This is a genomic window from Microcoleus sp. A006_D1, from assembly GCF_036702805.1.
Lineage (GTDB): Bacteria > Cyanobacteriota > Cyanobacteriia > Cyanobacteriales > Microcoleaceae > Microcoleus.
The window spans coordinates 510,791-528,687 of record NZ_JAUBVZ010000002.1 but is presented as its reverse complement, the minus strand read 5'-3'; the positions used below and the strand labels follow the sequence as shown (position 1 = coordinate 528,687).

The 17,897-nt window shown below is 45.7% G+C and carries 18 protein-coding genes; 6 read left to right on the top strand and 12 right to left on the bottom strand.

Features of this window, described 5'->3' with window-relative positions; translation table 11 throughout:
* Positions 1-7: 7 nt before the first annotated feature.
* The 3 genes from QUB68_RS05115 to psaK form a co-directional block, all read right to left on the bottom strand.
* Positions 8-1,975 carry a CHASE2 domain-containing protein gene (locus QUB68_RS05115; RefSeq protein WP_332989970.1) on the bottom strand — a complete coding sequence of 656 codons (1,968 nt, stop codon included), beginning with the start codon at positions 1,973-1,975 and terminating at the stop codon, positions 8-10.
* A 216-nt stretch (positions 1,976-2,191) separates the two neighbouring features.
* Positions 2,192-3,388: a site-2 protease family protein gene (locus QUB68_RS05110; RefSeq protein WP_332989968.1), complete on the bottom strand. Its 1,197-nt coding sequence runs from the start codon at positions 3,386-3,388 to the stop codon at positions 2,192-2,194.
* 80 nt (positions 3,389-3,468) lie between these two features.
* Positions 3,469-3,753, bottom strand: coding sequence for a photosystem I reaction center subunit PsaK (gene psaK / locus QUB68_RS05105; protein ID WP_332989966.1), 285 nt, complete (start codon positions 3,751-3,753; stop codon positions 3,469-3,471).
* Positions 3,754-3,887: 134 nt separating this feature from the next.
* On the opposite strand from psaK, the gene QUB68_RS05100 reads away from it, so the two are divergent.
* The 3 genes from QUB68_RS05100 to QUB68_RS05090 are packed head-to-tail and all read left to right on the top strand — an operon-like array spanning position 3,888 to position 6,457.
* A complete protein-coding gene (locus QUB68_RS05100) occupies positions 3,888-4,529 on the top strand; it encodes a phosphoribosylanthranilate isomerase (protein ID WP_332989965.1) in 642 nt (213 codons plus the stop codon).
* A 28-nt stretch (positions 4,530-4,557) separates the two neighbouring features.
* Positions 4,558-5,118 (top strand): CPBP family glutamic-type intramembrane protease, encoded by a 561-nt coding sequence (locus QUB68_RS05095; RefSeq protein ID WP_332989963.1) that lies wholly within the window; start codon positions 4,558-4,560, stop codon positions 5,116-5,118.
* Positions 5,119-5,164: 46 nt separating this feature from the next.
* Complete coding sequence (locus tag QUB68_RS05090) at positions 5,165-6,457, top strand: HEAT repeat domain-containing protein (RefSeq protein WP_332989962.1); 1,293 nt, start codon at positions 5,165-5,167, stop codon at positions 6,455-6,457.
* Positions 6,458-6,750: 293 nt separating this feature from the next.
* Here the strand turns inward: QUB68_RS05090 and QUB68_RS05085 are convergent, their stop codons facing one another.
* The 4 genes from QUB68_RS05085 to QUB68_RS05070 all read right to left on the bottom strand — a co-directional run bounded on the left by QUB68_RS05085 (position 6,751) and on the right by QUB68_RS05070 (position 9,385).
* Positions 6,751-6,900 carry a hypothetical protein gene (locus QUB68_RS05085; RefSeq protein ID WP_332989961.1) on the bottom strand — a complete coding sequence of 50 codons (150 nt, stop codon included), beginning with the start codon at positions 6,898-6,900 and terminating at the stop codon, positions 6,751-6,753.
* Positions 6,901-6,918: 18 nt separating this feature from the next.
* A complete protein-coding gene (locus tag QUB68_RS05080; RefSeq protein ID WP_332989959.1) occupies positions 6,919-8,559 on the bottom strand; it encodes a BamA/TamA family outer membrane protein in 1,641 nt (546 codons plus the stop codon).
* A 278-nt stretch (positions 8,560-8,837) separates the two neighbouring features.
* Complete coding sequence (locus tag QUB68_RS05075; protein WP_193973413.1) at positions 8,838-9,038, bottom strand: hypothetical protein; 201 nt, start codon at positions 9,036-9,038, stop codon at positions 8,838-8,840.
* A gap of 122 nt (positions 9,039-9,160) precedes the next feature.
* A complete protein-coding gene (locus QUB68_RS05070) occupies positions 9,161-9,385 on the bottom strand; it encodes a hypothetical protein (RefSeq protein ID WP_332989956.1) in 225 nt (74 codons plus the stop codon).
* Here QUB68_RS05070 and QUB68_RS05065 point away from each other — a divergent pair.
* Positions 9,354-10,181 carry an alpha/beta fold hydrolase gene (locus QUB68_RS05065; protein ID WP_332989954.1) on the top strand — a complete coding sequence of 276 codons (828 nt, stop codon included), beginning with the start codon at positions 9,354-9,356 and terminating at the stop codon, positions 10,179-10,181. The two genes, QUB68_RS05070 and QUB68_RS05065, sit on opposite strands and share 32 nt — an antisense overlap.
* A gap of 311 nt (positions 10,182-10,492) precedes the next feature.
* Complete coding sequence (locus QUB68_RS05060) at positions 10,493-11,908, top strand: ATP-binding protein (protein WP_332989952.1); 1,416 nt, start codon at positions 10,493-10,495, stop codon at positions 11,906-11,908.
* A 163-nt stretch (positions 11,909-12,071) separates the two neighbouring features.
* Here the strand turns inward: QUB68_RS05060 and QUB68_RS05055 are convergent, their stop codons facing one another.
* Positions 12,072-12,425, bottom strand: coding sequence for a slr1659 superfamily regulator (locus QUB68_RS05055; RefSeq protein WP_332989950.1), 354 nt, complete (start codon positions 12,423-12,425; stop codon positions 12,072-12,074).
* Positions 12,426-12,821: 396 nt separating this feature from the next.
* The gene (locus QUB68_RS05050) at positions 12,822-14,987 is read right to left on the bottom strand and encodes a SpoIIE family protein phosphatase (protein WP_332989948.1); all 2,166 of its coding nucleotides are present in this window, start codon (positions 14,985-14,987) and stop codon (positions 12,822-12,824) included.
* On the opposite strand from QUB68_RS05050, the gene QUB68_RS05045 reads away from it, so the two are divergent.
* Positions 14,987-15,199 (top strand): hypothetical protein, encoded by a 213-nt coding sequence (locus QUB68_RS05045; protein WP_332989946.1) that lies wholly within the window; start codon positions 14,987-14,989, stop codon positions 15,197-15,199. The two genes, QUB68_RS05050 and QUB68_RS05045, sit on opposite strands and share 1 nt — an antisense overlap.
* Before the next feature lie 308 nt (positions 15,200-15,507).
* On the opposite strand, the gene QUB68_RS05040 is transcribed toward QUB68_RS05045, so the two are convergent.
* The 3 genes from QUB68_RS05040 to QUB68_RS05030 all read right to left on the bottom strand — a co-directional run bounded on the left by QUB68_RS05040 (position 15,508) and on the right by QUB68_RS05030 (position 17,804).
* Complete coding sequence (locus QUB68_RS05040) at positions 15,508-15,861, bottom strand: slr1659 superfamily regulator (RefSeq protein WP_332989944.1); 354 nt, start codon at positions 15,859-15,861, stop codon at positions 15,508-15,510.
* A gap of 66 nt (positions 15,862-15,927) precedes the next feature.
* The gene (locus tag QUB68_RS05035) at positions 15,928-16,536 is read right to left on the bottom strand and encodes a DUF6272 family protein (RefSeq protein ID WP_332989942.1); all 609 of its coding nucleotides are present in this window, start codon (positions 16,534-16,536) and stop codon (positions 15,928-15,930) included.
* A gap of 32 nt (positions 16,537-16,568) precedes the next feature.
* Positions 16,569-17,804: an adenylate/guanylate cyclase domain-containing protein gene (locus QUB68_RS05030; RefSeq protein WP_332989940.1), complete on the bottom strand. Its 1,236-nt coding sequence runs from the start codon at positions 17,802-17,804 to the stop codon at positions 16,569-16,571.
* Positions 17,805-17,897 lie beyond the last annotated feature (93 nt).

Here is a 17,897-nt window from a genome sequence, read left to right as displayed (position 1 = left end):
ATTTTGTCTATTTTTGCTTTCCCGATATTTCTCCACCCAAGACGCGATAGACATTAACTTTTTGGTGCCTGCCTTTTAATGGTAAAGCTCCCCAAGATTCTACCTCAAATTTTCCTTCAAGATGCACTAAAGTTTCTTCGGCAATCAAGATTCGGCAGGTGTCCTCTTGCCGATCTTTTTCACAGCTTTCTAGCCGAGCAGCGATATTGACACTATCGCCGATTACTCCATATTCTAAACGAGTTTTACCGCCCAAACTGCCCACCATTATCGGCCCTGTAAAAATTCCGACTCGCATTTTTGCTGATGGTAAACCGCGAGCGAGCCAATTTTGATTCAGGGCTGGCAAGAGCGAACTTATAGCTACAGCGCAAGATACGGCAAGGCGAGCATCTTCGGCAATTTCTTCGGGAGTTGTGCGGGGAATGGGTACGCCAAAGACTGCCAGCATTCCATCTCCGGTAAATTTATTAATCACGCCTTGATGTTGTTGCACTTCCTGGGCCATTGCTGATAAATATTCATTCAACCAAGGCATTACTATTTCTGGCGGTAGTTGTTCGGAAATCGTGCTAAAACCCTGCAAGTCAGTCATCATCATTGTAGCAGTCACTCTTTGACCCGGCAATAGCCCTGACTGGAGGAGATGGACGCGCTCTTTCCACAAAGCATTGGCGATCGCGGGTGAAGTTTGCTGGCCTAACAGTTTCATCACAATTTCTTGCTGCTGCTTTGACTGTTGGTATTTGTATGTGATGATGACTGCTAAGACGATCGCAAATGCCAGAGTCGGCGCGATCAGAGAGATCCACCCCTGTTGAGTGAAGAGAAAAAATGTGAATCCCCATAATAGGCCCCCAAGTGCGATCGCGCTGACTATGAAACTGAGCGTATTTTCTAGCCGCCAAGCTAAACAGCCGCCAACTGCTCCCCAAACAGCAATCCAGAGCATTTCTTGCCATTCATCCCAAAACCAAAATAGCTTTTGGCCGTCTAAAACTGCGCTGAGAATTTGGCTAGTTGCCGTTGCGTGAATCAATACCCCCGGCATCAGGCTGCGCTCGCTGAAGCTAGCGCTGTAAGGAGTAGAGAAGATGTCTTTTACAGTTCGGGCTGTAATCCCGATGAATACTATTTTACCCTTCACTAATTTGGGGTCAAGTTTTCCCTCCAAAACTTGACTTAGTGTCACTGTCTTTGCGACATTTTTAGGAGAGCGGTAATTGAGCATGATTTGATAGCCTTGACTATTAATTGTCTGATAACCTCCTGACTTCGATCGCAGTAGGGGAAAGACTGTATTTCCGAGCTGAAGTTCCTTATTTTCTGTAACTTTTGTCTTGATATTTTTGCTAGTCAAATACTTAAAGGCTAGCTGCATGGAAAATGAGGTGGGAGTAGACTCTTCATCGGGAATAAACATCAATTGTCGGCGAATTTTGCCGTCTGGATCGAGGACTAAATCGCTAAATCCTATTTGTTTTTTGGGTATGTTGGGAGGTGGGAGAGCTCGATCGTACTCTGAGTTGCCGATGAAGGTAATGGGGATGACTTTGGGGTTTTTGAATTGAGCAGCTAATTCTGCATTTCCCGGTTCGTAGGGGATATCGCGAATGATATCCACACCAATAACGGCGGGCTCTAGACGCGCTATTTTAGCGATCGCTTTTGCTAAAACGCGATCGGAAATTGGCCATTTCTTAAAAGCATGAATGTCTTGTTCTGTGATGGTGACTACCAGCAACCTCGGGTCAGATCCTGGATCGGGGCGCAACTGCACCATTAAGTCGAAAGCCTTTAATTCCAATGGCTGCAACCAGCCTAAATGTCGCACTCCTAATAGAGTTCCCGTCACGACAATGCAGGTAATAGCCAGAGGTTGCAAGTCAGCGAAGGGGAAGGAATAAGTTAATTTTTTCCAACTCCCAAGTTTCTTCTCCAATTGATGATGGAATCTCTTAAACAATTTGGGCATAAGAATTTTTGTTTGAACCCTCATTGACAAAGTGTGCTACATCTTAAGTTGTCACTAATCCGGATTACCAGAAAGAATTGGTTTAAAGCCTATCCCTTGTCGGGATAAATTAAAATCAGACGATTCATTACTCAAATCCTCTTCCTTCGCCTGTCAAGTGCTGTTAACTGTCAACTGTCCCAGGTCAACTGTCAACTGAATGAAGATGCCCAATTGTTAATTTTCCTGTGCTGTTTTGGCGATCGCACTTAGCTGCAATCCCTGGGGATAACTGTTTTCTTCTTTGCAGCGCTTGATGTCGGCTTCCGAAATCTTGGGTTTGAGGTATTTTGCCAAAACTTTCACCACGTCGCCGCGATCGATCGTCCCTGCGACTGAACCAATGGGCGAGAGGACGATGATTCGCGGGAGTTGGCGGGCTTCCATGCTGTTAATCACGTCTGCAATCGATGCTTTTTCTGAGACTGTGGGGGTTTTTCCTAGGGGTTTCAAAATGTTGTGCAAAGTCTGAATTTGCCACTGACTGCGCTCTGTGCAACGGATATCGTCGATCGACACTAAGCCCAAATCCCGCCCGTTAGAGGAAGCAATGTAAAAGGGAAACGGATTGACTTCTAACAAATAGCGATCGGCAAATTCTCGCAGAGTCAAATCTGCATCTACAACTCGAAACTCGCGGCTCATTGCATCGGCGGCTTTAGTTTTGATCAGGGCTTCTTGCAAGGAAGTAAAGCGGCTGTAAGCTAGCGCATTGCGAATCCCAAACCCACCGATCAGTGCAATCCACAAACCGCCGTACTGGCGCGCTAACAAGCATAAACTCAGACCGAAAGCAACGGCCAGCCAACCCAAAACTTGTCCGATTTTTGCCGCCCAGCGCACGCCGGCAAATCGAGAGCCGGTGATTTTCCAAATTGCTGCTTTTAAAACTTGTCCTCCGTCCAAAGGCAGGCCGGGAATTAAGTTAAATAATCCCAAAACGAGATTGATTAGTGCTACCCTTTCGGTGATAATTGCTAGCAAACTTGTTTGGGGGAAAACTTGAGAACCCAAACCGAGGATTAAAAATAGCGCGAAGCTGACGAGAGGGCCGGCAATGGCTACTTGAAAAGCTTGACCGGGAGTTTTTGATTCTGAGTCGATCGAAGCTACTCCGCCAAATAAGAATAGAGTAATAGAATTAACTTTAATGCCCTGCGACATTGCCGCCAAGCTGTGTCCTAGTTCGTGCAACAGCACGGAAGCAAACAGCAGCAGAGCTATTGCCAACCCGGCACTCCAGGAGAGCGCAGGCCCCCACAAGCGGTAACTGCTGGCGTATTCGCGGGTTGCTATGGCTAAAATAATAAACCACGAATAATCTATCAGTAGCGGGATGCCAAATAAAGAGCCGATTCGCCAACCTGTCTGCATGAAAGTTTCCTGGGAAGGAGAGCAAGAAAGAGTTTCTATTATATCTTTTCTTCCCCTTGCCTTTCCCCGAACTCTGATTTCTAAAGAACTCCGGCGTTACCCAAGCCCAAGATTACTCCAGCCCCGAGCAAGTGGCCGAAGCTGGCTGTTGCCAGCAATTCTGGGATGCCAAAGCCTTTGAACATTCCTGGGACTGCAACGGGTAAAGCTGGGCCCTTGCCTCGGTTTTGTTTGCTTATGCCGTAGTAGCCGATCGCGATCGCCAGCAAATTGCATATAATCATGGTCAGTCCTACCAGTGGCGTCCACTCGGGCGTTGAGGGAGCGGTAGCTTGTACGGCTAACAGCAAAGATGAGTTAATCATGTTTATATGATCCTGATTTCACAGATTAATTGAGTTACAAAATTATAAAAGCATTTTGCATTAAACTAAGATTTGTTTTAATAGTTAACAATTCGTTGATATTTTGATACAAAGAAAGGAACGGAGGATCGGGAGTGCGGGTTAAAATTTGCGGAATTACTAAATTAGATCAAGGAATTGCGATCGCAGCTTTGGGAGCCCAAGCTTTGGGTTTTATCTGCGTGCCGGCTTCCCCCCGCTATGTCAGCCCCGAAACAATTCGCCTGATTGTCGAGCAGTTGCCGGAAAATGTCGATCGCATCGGCGTTTTTGCAGATACCACAATAGAAAATATCTGTCAAGTAACGGCAGAGTCAAATTTAAGCGGGGTGCAGTTGCACGGAGATGAAACAGCCGAATATTGCGATCGGCTGCGCGAGTTGTTGCCGGGAATTGAAATTATCAAAGCCCTGAGAGTTAAGAGTCCTGAAACTCTAGCCACCGCTGCTATTTACGCTGTTTGTGTCGATACTTTACTGCTGGATGCTTACCATCGAGAACAACTCGGCGGTACTGGGCTGACGATCGACTGGATGATGTTAGCAGAGTTTAAACCGCTGTGTCCTTGGCTGCTGGCGGGCGGTTTGACACCGGATAATGTGTTAAATGCGATCGATCGCACCAGAGGCAATAACTTCAGCGGTGTTGACCTTTCTAGCGGCGTAGAAATAGCGCCGGGAGATAAAGATTTGACCAAAGTTGCTCAGTTGTTCGATCGATTAAAAGCTTTAAAATAAACAGTCCCGAACGCATAACAAAACTGAGATGCTTCCTTTTCTCTCTTTCTGCTTGCTTCTTCCCTTGGACTTACTGATACACCGCATCACTCAGGCTTTTTCAACTATTCCCGATTTCACCGATTGGGTGGTTGCAGCTATGCTGGTGCTAGTTTACAGTGCGATCGCACTTCCCATCGGTTTTTGGTCGGGATTTCTGAAAGTAGACGTACAAACCTCTGGGCGTACCATTGCGGGAGTGCTCGCGGGCTGTTTGTTGAGTCCCGGTATCACCGAGGAATTATTTTTCCGGGTGTTAGTGCTGCCGCACCCGGGAGAAAATGTTTCTGGGTTAATGCTGTGGTTTTGGGGAGGCGCGAGTTTGGCGCTGTTTGTAGTTTACCACCCGCTGAACGCGCTGACTTTTTATCCGATCGGTCGATCGACCTTTATGAATCCGGTGTTTTTGCTGCTGGCGACAATTTTGGGGGTAGCGTGCTCCATCGCATACCTGCTCATCGGTTCTATCTGGCCTGCGGTAGCGCTTCACTGGCTGGCTGTGACAGCTTGGCTGCTGCTATTGGGCGGTTACAGAAGGCTGTATGGTTAAATTGTAAAAAGTCCAGCATCACTATTTTGTCGGGAGGAACTCAGTCGTGGGTATCATAGGAGCGATCGTAGGTTTTTTGGCAGGGATAGCAGTTGCTTACTGGTTGGTAGAAAAGCGGTTGCACAAGCAAAAGCAAGAACACTTGCAGCAAACTCGCAGAATAGCTCAGGATATAGAACTAGCTCAGATATCTCGGGTGCAACAAACTTCCGAATCCCAGCACGGAGAACAGGAAGAGCGGCTGAGAAAAGCTACTGTCGAACACGAAAATTTACTCAGACAAGTTACAACCCAATACGAAAATCAGCTCCAACAAATTACTAACCAATACGAAAATCGGCTCCAACAAGTTCGTGCAGAGCGCGACAGTCAGCTCCAACAAGTTGCAGGCGCACACGAGAATCAGCTCCGACAAATCAGTCAGGAATTAGAAGCTGCTCACAATGCTAGACAGCAAGAAAGCCTGCAATCTTTGCAAGCAGAACACGAACATCATTTACTCACAGTTGCAGACGAGTTGCATCACAATTATCAAGCTCAGATGGAGCAACATTTGCAAAACTTGCAAAACGAACACGAAATTCGCTTGAGACAAACCACCGCAGAATACGAGAACCGCGAGGTTGAGATGCAGTTAACGATAGAGGCTTTGCAACAGCAATACGAGAGTCAGTTGCAAGCCGCTCACGAGCAATTGCAAGCTCACGAAGCTCAGATGCAAGCTACTATCGGGTCTTTGCAACAGCAGTACCAAAGTAACCTACAACAAGTCCCGGAGCAACAGTTCAGTCTGTCAACTGAAACAGAAATTGGAGGAGAATTACCACAACAAGAAGTTTGGCAGGAACAGTCAAGCGAGTTAAATCAAACACAAGTTGAACAAGAGTTAAATTACACAGATTTTTCCGAACCAGAATCAATTGATTTACATCAACCAGAAGTCGCACAACCGCTTCAAGTTGCCAGAAATTTACCTACCTATTCCCTCGCGCAGTTGATGGGATGCGTTCAAAGTCAGGAAACAGAAACCCGCCAGTTTGCAGCGTCTGCTTTAGGTAAAATTGCGGCGGCTAATGCTCTGAGAATCGACGGTCAGCGAGCAATAGAAGCCCTGGGAAAATTAGCTCAAGATTTGCAGCCGCAGGTGCGCGAAGCTGCTGTGGAAGCACTAGCAATGGTTAAGTCAGACAAAGTAATTCCGCTGCTGCAAAAAGCTTTGCGAGATACAGATAGCGGTGTGGCTAAATCGGCAAGTGCTGCGCTCAATAAATTTAAGTTTTATCCGCGCACTCCGGCGGCTAAACCGAAAAGAGTTGATATCAAGAAACCAAAGCGTTAAGCAGTTATTCCAACAATTTAGGGACACAACATTGTGTTGTGTCCCTAAATTTTGTGTGCTTGTCGAGGTGATGCAACGCAAATTAACGCAGATATAGCAGTTGACAGTTGACAGTTGACAGTGGACAGTTGACAGTTGCATAACCCGAATCAAACCATTGATGCAGTACGGGTATCAGCTCTATTCATGAAGTTATTTTTGTCCTCACCGATGTGGCGGTTGCTATAATTTCTAGATAGTCTGGCAACGAATGCCATCTTGTCTAAGAGGCAAGAAGGAAGAAGATTTATTGATTAATTTTTTTCCTCTTCCCTATTCCTTCTTCTATCAACTATCAACTGCCAACTGCCAACTGCCAACTGCCAACTGCCAACTGCCAACTGCCAACTATCAACTGCCAACTGCCAACTGCCAACTGCCAACTGCCAACTATCAACTGCCAACTGCCAACTATCAACTATTTAAAATCGCTGTTTTGTACCGAGTATCAATTTGATGTCGCCGCCGTCGCTAACACCGACATCTAAGCGAATTAATCCCAAGGACGATCGCACCCTCACACCCAACCCAACACCCGCCCCAGTCCCCGGCTTATCCCTAACTACCGCCGGCTTTCCCAACACGCTGTCACCCGTTCCCAAATCCGACGCAAAATCAACAAATAGCACGCCGCCGACATCCCTGCCCACGGGAAAACGATATTCGCCGGAAGCCAAGAAATAACTCCGCCCGCTGCCAATTTCCCCACCGTCGTAACCCCGCACAGAATTGCGGCCGCCGAGTCGAAACGCTTCCGTCGGCGGCAAATCCCCGATGACAGTCCCTCCTTGCAAATTAAAAGCCAGCATTTCCGGCAAAGTTTCCGACTCGCTGATGCCCAGCAAAGTTATTGGGACATATTGTATATAATTTGCCAACAGCCTGTTACTCACAATGTTACCTCGTCCCAGAGGTATCGACTGCTCGGTGCTGAGGCTGAGAATCGAGCCGCTGGTAGGGTTAAAGGGATTGTTGCGCCGATCGCGCACCGCGCCAAATGAAACAGTGTATAACTCGTCAACGCCCGCACCGCTGAATGTGAGAGGATTGCCGAGTTCGTCGCGGCGGGCAATATTTAAATTGCGATCGCGCGTGCTGATATTGGTATAATTCAGTCCTAAAGTTCCGCGCCAATCGCCTAAAGGTCGCGTAACAGCGAGATTTCCGCCCATCCGAATTTCCCGAACTCGATCGCCGTTGGGCAAATTAATATCCTTGTCGAAAATTTCCGAGATTCTGCGATCGCCAAAAGCTCTCACACTGTATCCCAAACGGTCATCCGCACCAACGTAAGGGCTGACAAACTGCACATCGTACTGGATACCTCGGAGGCTGGGCTGAATTTCCACCGCCAACCGCTGCGGATTTGTACCGAAAGTGCGATCGACATAGGAAAGAGGAACAGCAACACCAACATCATCACTCAGAGTCACACTCGCGCCAACAGAGCGAGCCGATCGCTCTTCGACATTGTAAATTACATTAATATCGGCGCCCGCTGCTTCGGTCGAAACCGTCACCTTCTCAAACAATCCCAACTGCTGCAACTGCTGCAAATCCGATCGCACAACTTGCGGGCTGTAATTATCCCCCGCCTTGAGTTTGAGCTCACCTCGGATAAAATCTTCCGAAATTCTGCCCTGAATCGGATTCCCTTTTCGATCGACAGCTTCGCCTCGGGAATTGACAAAGCGAATTTTTACCTCAGCTACATAAACGCCCTCAGCATTGCCCGTTTGACTGATTTGTGCAGTACCGCCTAACGTCGCAGTTTTTAACCAAGAAAATTCATCTCCTCTTGTGGAACGGGCATCTTGCCCGCGATCGAGAGATGTGGCACCATTCTCAATCAACTTTTGCTCAACAGGCAAGATGCCTGTTCCACCCAAAAATTCATCTCCTCTTGTGGAACGGGCATCTTGCCCGTCTCGCCTGTCAATCTCTGCGCTTCCTTCTCTCACCTCCACCTCAACCGGTGCGACAGTCAGATCGATCGCCCGCGCCGCCAATTCACCGCCAGCCACCGCCGCCAAAGTCAAAAATGCAATAATCTGAATTCGCATAAACATAAAACTCAAGCATACTCAACGCATATTACCGAAAACCGGTCGTGATGCCTAATACCCATCTATTCTTCAACCCTTGGCAATGCGGGTTTTGTCTGTGTAGACGCGGTTTCAACCGCCGTCTCTTCTGAACCGTATTTAGTTTTTAACCCAGATTTAGTCAAATTAGCCAAAAAGAAACCCGGTATTTTGAAGATACCGGGTTTCTGCGATGCCGAAATTTGGGCAAAGATCGATCGCGGGCGATCGCAAAATTAGGGAAACCGAAAATTTATTTAAAGAGATTGCCGAGAAACACGCTTCTCAAAATGAGCCTGAGTCTGCTGCAACAGTTGTTCGCGACTGTCCTTAGCGGTAGTAATGCTAGGGAGCAAATTGCGAGCTTGTAAAGTCATGTGAAGCTGTAGGTGTGCTACGTACTCACTGACATCTTCGCGCAGGGAGCAAGCCGGGTAACGTTTTAAAGTAGAGTTCAAAGTGTTCTCCTGCTTCGAGTTTGCAGTTATTTCTAATAATATTAGAGATTATCACGGTCTACTTCTAATTGTGTACTCCGTAATGAAGTTTAACCTTTGGACTGCTATCTTGTTACAATTGTTTACATATATTGCTTAAATAAGTAAATCCACCTGATTAAAGGTAAAATACCGATCGCTAAAAAGCTTGCTGTGTATGTCTTCTTCCTTCTGTCGCGACGATAACTAAAGCCTTCTTCCTTCTTCCCTCTTCCTTCTTCCTTCTTCCCTCTTCCTTCTTCCTTCTTCCTTCTACCGATCAGGAGTCGATCGCCCATGCAGTCAATAGCAGTAGCACGTAAGCACACATTAAATACATTTGTCAATAGCAGCAGCCAAACCGCCGCCTACCTCGACATCGGGAGCGGCCGACCCTTATTGCTTCTGCACGGTTTCTTCGGAGAAAAAACTTGCTGGCTCCCATTAATTGAGTTATTGCAATCTCAGTTTCGGTGCATCAGTTTAGATATGTTGGGTTTTGGAGAATCCAGCAAACCACAAATCCAGTACGACGTAGCTGTAGAAGTTGCCTTCGTGCGGCAAGTTGTAGAACAACTAAACATCGAACCCTGCTGCATCATCGGACATTCTTTTGGCGGTTGGGTAGCCTCTGCATATGCCCTAAAATATCCTAATTCTGTCAGCAGTTTAGTGTTAGCAGCACCTGCGGGAATTCGCGACGACAGTTTTTGCGGTGAATACGATGCTTTGCGGCCGCTGCTGTGGGAAACCCCAGCCGTCGATTGGGCCTTGCAGTTGGCAAAACCTTTTGCTCGTTTAGCGGGAAAAAGCGATAAATTGCAGGAAATTTCCGGCTGGCGGCGCGAGTTAATGTCTCAACCAGTAGCAAGGTCATTTTTAATGAGCCGGATGCGGCCGGAAGACGCAGTTGATACAGTAGAAAAAGAAATTCACAAATTGCAAATTCCCACCTTAGTGATCGCAGCAGATAGTGACGAAACAATTCCTCTGTGGCACTGTCAAACCTACGCCAACGAGATACCCGGAGCCGAGTTAGCGATTATTCCCAATGCGACTCACGGGTTGCCGCAAACTCAACCTTACATCATGGCAAAGTTGATTGGTAAATTTTTGGATAGTTAAGAAAACCTTTGCTGCCAGCCGAATCCTAAAAATTGTGATAGTGCGATCGCGCCCGACGGTGAGGACGCTCTTAATGGCTTTTTCCCATGCGGTTGATTGCTTCTTGTTTCTGTGGCGACTATAACTAAAGCCTTCTTCTTTCTTCTTCCTTGTGCGATCGGCAACCAATTTAAAATTATTGTATTTTAGGATACTATTTTAATAGAAAATACAGAATATATTGGTAGAAAATTTGTACAATATTTTTTATGGCTCTAAAATCTTGTGTCAGCACGAGCTACAGAAATATAGTTGATTCGAAGGTATTACGAATGGCACTGAGCAACTATTTTAATCTGGAAGAAATTACGACAGCCAGAAAAGTTAGTGCTGCGGTAATTAATATCAGCGGCCGGCAGCGAATGCTTTCCCAGCGATCGGCTTTTTTTTGCATGAGGTTAGTTTGCTCTGTGAATGCGGCAGAAAGAGCAAAACTGCGCGAGAATTTGTTAGAAGCGATCGAGCTTATGGAAAAATCGCACCGCGACTTAATTAATACTGACAGCAGCATCAACTTATTGAGTCCCCCTTCACCCACCGTCAAGGCGATGTATTTTGAGGCGCCGCTGTATCTAGACAAGCAAGTCCGCGAATATATCGATCGCATTAAAGCATTGGTAAAAGTTCCCGATGCCCAACTCAGTCTGGAAAATCCCCACCTGCTGTACATTGTCGGAGCTGCGGGCGGGGAATTGCTAGCAGCTTTCGATGCCGTGGTGAGTCAGTACCAGCAAGAAAGCGAAATCGAACAATTTGAAATCGACCTCAAACAAGTTGAACTGTATCAAGAAAGCTGTGCTGCTACCTCGAAAGCCGAAGCTCAAGCAGCTCAGATCGATCGCGCGCTCCGCGAACTCAAGCAAACTCAAGCTCAACTTCTCCACAGCGAAAAAATGTCTTCCCTGGGAGCGCTAATGGCGAGTATCGTCCACGAAATTAATAACCCAGTTAGTTTTATTTACGGCAACTTGAGCCATGCCGAAATTTATACTCAAGATTTGCTGCACCTGCTGCGTCTCTATCAAGAATACTATCCAAATCCCTGTGCCGAAATCAAAGATAAAATCGAAGAGATGGATCTGGATTTTTTAGTTGAAGACTTGCCTAAAGTTATGTCTTCCATGCAAATGGGTTCAGTTCGTATTCGCGAAATTGTCAAATCTATGGGCAGCTTTTCGCGAACAGATAACAGTAAAATGACGCTGTGCGATGTGCACGACAGCATTGACAGCACCCTGTTAATTTTGCGAAACCGTCTCAATTCTAAAACAGACCGTCGCGAGATTCAAGTAGTTAAAAATTATGAAAAATTGCCTGCTGTAGAGTGTTATGCCGGACAGCTAAATCAAGTATTTATGAATCTAATTAGCAACGCGATCGATGCTTTAGAAGAGGCAGCCAAAAATCAGCCCAATGCTGCGCTAAAAATTTCGATCTGCACAGAACTAGCTGGGTGCGATCGCGTCAGAGTGCGGATTGCTGACACGGGAGCGGGAATGGAAGCAGAGGTAAAAAAACGAATGTTCGAGCAGTTTTTTACCACCAAGGAAATCGGTAAAGGTACCGGTTTAGGATTGTCTATTGTCTACAAAATCTTAGTAGAAAATCACCGAGGAACGCTCAGGTGCGAGTCTGAACCGTCCCAGGGAACCGAGTTTATCATTGAACTGCCGGTGCAGCAAACTTAAACAGTTGACAACCATCCCAAGTTATCTTTGACAGTTGACAGTTGACAGTTGACAGTTGACAGTTGACCTCGGAGGGCGACCTCTACCTGGAAGGTCAAGTGCTGTAAACCCAACGACTGCGCGAGCGGGCAAGCTGTAAACTGTCAACTAAATGAAACAGATGCTACTCCAATTGTAGCTTCAAAGTTGGCAACAGCTTTTCTAAATTTTTGAGAGATTTCTGTTGCCAGGGAACATGATTTGAACCCACTACTAAAAGCTGAATTGTTTTCTTTTTCCGCACGCTAATGACAAACTTAGATAGCATATTAATACCAGAACTGTTAACAAATTCTAATTTTTTTAGGTTCAAGGTAATAGCAGGCGGTTGGGGATTAGCCACCTCATCTAACAATTCGAGTATTGGTGCATACTCTGACGATCCATCTAAGCTGAGTTCCCCTTGGAAACTGACTGTCACCGATTTCGGATCGTATTGAATACTGTAGTCTTGACCTTTTAATTCCTGAATATCCATTGTTTTGTGGTTTCCTAAGTGAATTATGGCGATCGCACACCAGAGTCAATATTGAAATAGTTAAAACTCAACACGAATTTGAAGCAGTCGTAATAGCGATCGTATCACTGTCTTGTCTCGGCTATAATTTCCACCCTATCTTAGCTGAATAGTCATTCAACATCCTCAGCAATCCCCATCCGGAAGTTTCGGTTTCAGATTCATAATTATTTTCAAGCTGTTGAAATAAACTTCATTTAGCTCGGAAGCAAGCATTTCTTTAATCAACTCCTCCAACTTATTCGCCCCTTCTGGATTGACACTTTTACTGGCAAAAAATCACCGCCGTTAGCTCTGATTCAATAAAGTGTCTGCCAAATTTTACTTGGCAATCAGCATCCACTTTCTTGAATCTTATCACAGTTTAAGAGTGCTTGAGGCTGAATGCTGCGAGATGTCGCCCTGTTGCTTCAATACTACCAAAGTAATATCATCAAATACTTTTTGCGATCCAATAAATTGTCGCAGGTCATTAATTGCCGCTTGCTTGATTTCTTCGGCGCTGTTGTGCCAATTAATCGAAATTACTTCACAAAGCCTTTCGAGTCCGTAGAATTGTTTGCTAGTATTTCTGGCTTCCGTGATCCCGTCAGTGTACAGTACCACCCCGTCTCCCGGCTCTAACTTTACTAAAACATGACTAATAAAATCGGCAATTTCTTCGTCTAAGCCGATGGGAAATCCTAAATCCATTGTGTCAATCCGTTCAATTTGACCGTTTTTTCTGACGACAAGAGTTTCCTCGTGCTGGCCGCTGATGCTAATTTGACCGTCTGCGTAATTAAGGAGAGCCAGGGTTAAGTTTTTATCCGAATTCATGCGCTGAATATTTTTGTACAATGTGCGATTGAGCGTATCTAAAAATCGCACCGGATCGGATTCTGGCATTTCCTGAAGAGTGCGGACGGCCGTTTGAGTCATCACCATCAAAATGCCGCTTTCTAGTCCGTGTCCGGTGACATCGCCGATCGCAATAGTCACAATCCCCTCAGTGCAAAGTACATCGTAGTAATCGCCGCCAACTTCATCCGCTGGTTCCATGAATCCGGCAATATCTAAGCTTTCAATTGCTGCGAGTTCAGCAGGTTTGGGCAGAATCAACTGCTGCATTTGTCTGAGCATACCGAGTTCAGAGCTCATGCGCCGATTTTCCGCTTTCAGCCGCTGGTTGAGAGCAGCAATTTCTTGATTGGCTGTACCGAGTTCCGAGGTGCGTTCTTTAACTTTATCTTCGAGAGTTTCAAAGGATTCTTGGAGTTGTATGGCCATGCTGTTGAAGGAATTAGCTAATGTCTGAACTTCAAAAATTCTGCTAGAATTAACTTTCTGCTTGAGAGCGCCACCTGCGAGATTTTCTGAAGCTTTAGCAATTTCCAAAATCCGGCGAGCAATCCTGTTAGCGGTGAGAAAACCTACTCCAACCGAGGCAATTAAAGCCGCAATACAGAGCAAGATGGTGTTGCGAGTGTTAGCATAAACTTGCGCCATAAAGTCGGCTTCGGGAACTACAACTACAATCAGCCAGTTGAGACCGTACTTGTCAGTTAGCGGAGAAACTTGGAGAAATTGCCGCTCACCGTTGAGCTTAAAATTAAGTTGAGCAGTTTCTTGAATGTCTGCTAAACGGTGGAAGCGATCGAGCAAATAAACCACACTTTGGCGCATCAACGGGTTGCTGTTGTCCTGTGTTTTGACCCGCTTTCTGTTTTCGCCTTCTCCCAGCGACAGAGGCTGATTTTTTACCGAACTGGCGATTAAGTCGCCGTTGGGCTCAATGATAAATACTTGACCGGAATTACCCACGCTTAAGGTTTGCAGGAAACCGCGAATTTGATCGAGCCCCATCTGGCAAGTCAGCACGCCAATCAGTTTGCCTTCAGCATCATAATAGGGTTGACTGGCATTAATTTGCAGCGAACCGTAGCCAAAATTAATGTAAACGTCGCTCCAAGCAGCTTGTTTTTTCTCCACAACAACGCTGTAAAAGGGGCGCTTGCGAACGTCATAATTGGGCTGAGACCTCTCAATTTTGGTCGGGTTTCCATCACTGTCAAGGTCGTAGTAGAGCAAATCGCCACCCCCAGGAAGTAGTTGCTGGGCAAGCTGAGGTTGCTCAGCTCCCGCCAATCGGTTCACCCAACCAATTCGCAGGTACTGACCTTTTTCGTTAGCAATTCCCGCGTAACCGATCGAACTAAACCGTACAACTTGCTTCCAGAGATAGGGTCGAGATCGCTCCAAATCCTCGAAGTCCAACACCCCCAGCGGTAAAGAATCCTGATTGATTTGATTGACTAGCGGCGGAGTTTCCAGGTAGTTTTGGACGCGCTCGTAAACTCTCGCACTGACGGATCGCTGTAACTGACTGGCAAGATCGTTGACTGTCTTCTCTCCGTTTCTGTAAGAGAGATAGCCAACCCAGCCAACAGCAGCGACAATTTGCAGCACAAACGGAACCACCAGGACGCCGCGGAGACCGAATTTGGCCCTGGTGCGGGCGATCGTGCGTTTTTGAGAAACCATTGTTAAAATCACTCCCCAGGGCTGTTGGCGTTGCCTCAGCATTCTGTGCAAAAGACACAAGGAGCGATCGACTGGAAAATATGCGATCGCCACCACGAGTCCGCTCGCTCTTAGAAAGCGTTTCCAAGTCTCAAGCTGCTGAAATTATATCAAATCCGCCACAAAATTCCCGCTCTCGGCTGACAGGTTCAAACACTCGCTACAGGACATAAAACCCGCGATTGCGGGTTAAGAAAGCAAAGTATTTTGCTATAGTCTTCGCTCCGATCTAGCATCTTTTGACTTGTTCTCAGACAATACGCGATTGTTCACATTTTTTGTCATTGTTCGCGCTGTGCAAGGGCGAAGCAATCTCATCCCAATTATGAAAAATATTGCTACTACCGAAATTAGAGGTTCTCATCTGTATGGAAACGGCATTGCCGTGTCCGGCTCTCTCGTTATGCTAGAGACAGATAATTTCAAGAGAATTAATAACTGTAGCCAGACTTTTTCAAAGAGGTATAATTTGGGTAACAGCTTACTCCAATTCTAGCTTCAAAGTTGGCAACAGCTTTTCTAAATTTTTGAGAGATTTCTGTTGCCAGGGAACATCATTTGAGCCCAATACCAAAAGTTGAATCGTTTTCTTTTTCCGCACGCTAATGACAAACTTAGACAGCATACTGATACCAGAACTGTTAACAAATTCCAATTTTTTTAGGTTCAAGGTAATAGCAGGCGGTTCGTTCTGGGCGACTTCATCTAACAATTCGACTATTGGTGCATACTCTGCTGGGCCGCCCAGGCTGAGTTCGCCGATGAAGCTGACTGTCACCGATTCTCGATCGTACTGAATGCTGTAATCTTCACCTTTAATTTCTTGCATACTCATTGTGATTTGGTTTCCTGGCTCAAATATGGCGATCGCACAAGAGAGTAAATATTGAAATGGTTGAAACTAAACACTAATTTGAACCACAGTCGTAACAGCGATCGTATCATTGTCTGGTCTTGGCTCAAATTTCCAACCAATCTTAGCTGAATAGTCATTAATCATCGTCAGCAATCCCAATCCCGAGGTTTCGCTTTCAGATTCAGCATTATTTTCAACCTGCTGCAAATAAAGTTCATTTGGATCGGAAGCCAGCAGTTCTTCAATAAACTCCTTCAACTTATTCGCCCCTTCTGGATTGACACTATTACTGGCAAAAATCACCGCCGTCACCTCGGTTTCACCAATAAAGTGGATGCCAAATTTGACTTTATAATTCGCACCATCCTGATTAAATTTTATCGCATTTTCTAACAGTTCGTTAGCAACGTAGCTGACAGCTCCCTTGCTTTGTTTAATCCGTTTCTCGGTGCTAGCATCGGTAGCGTCCACCGGTAGAAAGCTGGACAAATAATCGGCTACAAAATGAGCTGACAGCAGGTTGTTGCGCCAGCGCTGCTTGATGGGGCGAGAACTCGGGGTAAAAGTAAGTTCTAGGGAGTCGTGTTCCGGTGGAAATTGGTCGATGAATTCTCCAAATATTTGTGTCACAGTTTGTAAGCTTCCAGATCTCATAATCTTTCCTATTTTTAATTAATACTTAAATGTCACTTTTGGGTAAATTTCCACACGCCATTCCAGTTAGCAGGCATACTATTTTGCAACAGTGATTTAATGCGTTTTAGGTAAATTTTGCTGGGTTTGTCAGCGGGATTTAGCGCCACTATTTGTTCAAAACAAACTTGGGCATTAGCAAAATTTCCCTGACAATATTGTTCTAGCCCCTCCTCAAAAATAGGCAAAGTTTGAATTTTGAGCGATCGCCCTGGTTCTAATTCAACATCTAACACCTCAAAAACAGTAATGGCTTCTTGTCTACCTTTGACAATTGCACGATCCAAAAATCGAATATGATACTTTTCGGGTTGACTCAAACGTTGTACCACATCTCCTGAAATTAATAAAGATACGCCATAATACTTAGTTAAACTTTCCAGACGCGCCGTGAGATTGACATGATCGGACAGCGCATCGGCTTGCATCCGATTCGCGTCTCCAATAATTCCAACCATTGTATCACCGACATGGATACCGATGCCAATATTCAGCGGTATCTCCCCATTCATTTTACGGCTTTGATTGTATTTTTGCAACTGTTCAAGCTTCACAATTCCTGCCTGAATAGCGTCATCAACGCCCTCGGGAAAAACTGCCATCAGTCCATCTCCCATATACTTGACAATAAAACCGTTGTGCTTGCGAATTTCGGGACTGATTTGCTGTAAATAGGTATTGATGAAGTTAAAGTTTTCTTGAGGAGTCATTTGCTCCGCCATCGTTGTGAAGGAACGCAAATCCGAAAACATGATTGCCATCTCTTTGCTCACGTGATCTCCAAGCTGGAAATCAACAATGCTCTGCTTGCCGAGAAATTGCAGATATTCATCGGGAACAAAACGTCCGTAAGCCTGCAAAAGTTTCTCTAATTCCTGTTCCCGCGCTTTCACCGTTTGCACCATGTGCGAGAATACCTGTGCCAGTTCTCCTAGTGCATCACTCCGCGCTGCTACCTCTGACAATATCTGAGGATCGAAGCTGTTGTTTTTCACAGCAATAGCTGCATCTATCACCTTTTTCACCTGGTGGATGTAAGTCTGCATTTCTCGATTTTTATGACGGATCTGGTTTTCCAGATCCGTGGAATGTTCGGTGATAATTTCTACTAAGGTTTCATAGCTATTTTTTTCGTCTTCGGCTTCCTCAAGTTTTTGTCTCAAATCCTGTAGCTGGGTATTGAGTTCTTCTGGAGATTTAGATTGTGCTAAATTTATTTTTTCTTTCATAATTTATACTCCCGAATCTGGGATTTCAAAATAGTTTCACTCGCTCGCTGTAAATTACTATAACTTACACGGGCGGAGCGAGACATCCGGTTT